A 2006-nucleotide genomic window follows, 5' to 3' on the forward strand; every position below is an offset into this window, starting at 1 on the left:
CTGGGCCATGCCTTGGGCCTGGGCGATTTCCAGCGCCGTGGAGCACACCTCATCGACCTGCTTCAAACGGTCATTGACCACCGAATGCACGCCCCACGCCACGGTCAGTCGGCGGGCCGCTTGGAGGTTCGGCGTCAGGTTGAGGATCGGCACCGTCGGCCGCTCCCGCGCCGCCCGCAGGCTTGAACTGCCCGACTCGCTGTAGTTCACCAGCACCGCCACCGGCAGGACGTTGCTGATCCGGCGGATCGCGCAACTGATGGCGTCCGACACCGTGGCCTCGGCTTTCGGCCGGCTGACGTCCAGTTGCGCTTGGTAGTCCGGGCCGTTTTCCACCTGGCGGATGATCTTGCTCATCATCTGCACCGCTTCTAGCGGGTAATCGCCCGACGCGGTTTCCGCCGACAGCATCACCGCATCGGCACCTTCGGCCACGGCGTTGGCGACGTCAGTGACTTCGGCGCGGGTTGGCGCCGGGGAGAAACGCATCGATTCGAGCATCTGCGTTGCCACCACCACCGGTTTGCCCAAGGCACGGCAGGTGCCGATGATGGTCTTCTGGATCTGCGGCACGCTCTCGGCCGGGACCTCGACGCCAAGATCCCCGCGGGCAACCATGATCGCGTCGCTCAGTTCAGCGATCTCGCGCAGTTGGGTGACGGCCGATGGTTTTTCGATCTTGGCCATCAGGAACGCCTTGTCGCCGATCAGCGCGCGGGCTTCGCGGATGTCTTCGGGACGCTGCACGAACGACAGCGCGACCCAGTCCACGCCCAGCTCCAGGCCGAAGCTCAAGTCGCGACGATCCTTGGCGGTGAGTGGGCTCAGGTCGAGCACGGCCTGGGGCACGTTCACGCCCTTGCGGTCCGACAGCTCGCCGCCGTTGAGCACCTCGGTGTCGATGGCGTCGTGGTGCTTGGCGACCACGCGCAAGCGCAACTTGCCGTCATCCAGCAGTAAGTCCATGCCCTGCTCCAACGCCGCGATGATTTCCGGATGGGGCAGGTTGATCCGGCGCTGATCGCCCGGCGTCGGGTCCAGGTCCAACCGCAGGGCCTGGCCGCGCTGCAGCAAGACCTTGCCGTCGGCGAACTTGCCCACCCGAAGTTTCGGGCCCTGCAAGTCCATCAGGATGCCCAGCGGGTAATTGAGTTGCTGTTCGACTTCGCGGATCCACTGGTAGCGCTGGGCGTGGTCGGCATGGTCGCCGTGGCTGAAGTTCAGGCGAAAGATGTTCACGCCGGCCTGCACCAGTTCGCGAATGTCATCGATGCCACGGGTGGCGGGGCCGAGGGTCGCGAGGATCTTGACCTTTTTATCAGGCGTCATTTTTCGGGTTCTCGAGGATCAGGATGGCGCGGAAGTCGTTGACGTTGGTGCGGGTCGGCTCGGTGACGATCAGCGCGTCCAGCGCGGCGAAGTAGCCGTAGCCGTTGTTGTTATCCAACTCGTCGCTGGCGCACAGGCCCAGCTCGGCGGCGCGACGATAGCTGTCCGGGTTCATGATTGCCCCGGCGTTGTCCTCGGAGCCGTCGATGCCATCGGTGTCCCCGGCCAGCGCATGGATGCCAGGGTGGCCCTTGAGGCTGTCGGTCAGGCTCAGCAGGAATTCGGCGTTGCGCCCGCCACGGCCATTGCCGCGCACGGTGACGGTGGTTTCACCACCGGACAGGATTACGCACGGCGCCGCCAAGGGTTGGCCATGCAGGGCGATTTGCCGGGCGATGCCGGCGTGGACCTTCGCCACTTCCCGGGATTCGCCTTCCAGGTCACCGAGGATCAACGGGCTGAAACCGGCCTGGCGTGCTTTCACGGCTGCGGCTTCCAGGGATTGCTGGGGGCGGGCGATCAGTTGGAAATGACTACGGGCCAGGCTCGGGTCGCCGGGCTTGACGGTTTCCGATTCCGGGCTTTGCAGCCAGCTGCGTACGGAGGCGGGGATTTCAATGGCGTAGCGCTTGAGAATCGCCAGGGCCTCGGCTGAGGTGCTGGGGTCGGCGACGGTG

2 protein-coding genes are annotated in these 2006 nt (G+C 65.5%); both read right to left on the reverse strand.

Annotated elements, in window-relative coordinates:
* The coding region (pyk, locus tag OC610_RS26395; protein ID WP_264432106.1) for a pyruvate kinase at window positions 1–1329 on the reverse strand (1329 nt) is incomplete at its 3' end.
* Window positions 1319–2006 (reverse strand): glycerate kinase type-2 family protein (locus OC610_RS26400; RefSeq protein WP_332880485.1); only part of this gene is annotated, 688 nt, incomplete at its 5' end. The genes OC610_RS26400 and pyk, both read right to left, overlap by 11 nt.

It is taken from the genome of Pseudomonas agronomica (assembly GCF_025917275.1).
GTDB classification, from domain to species: Bacteria; Pseudomonadota; Gammaproteobacteria; order Pseudomonadales; family Pseudomonadaceae; genus Aquipseudomonas; species Aquipseudomonas agronomica.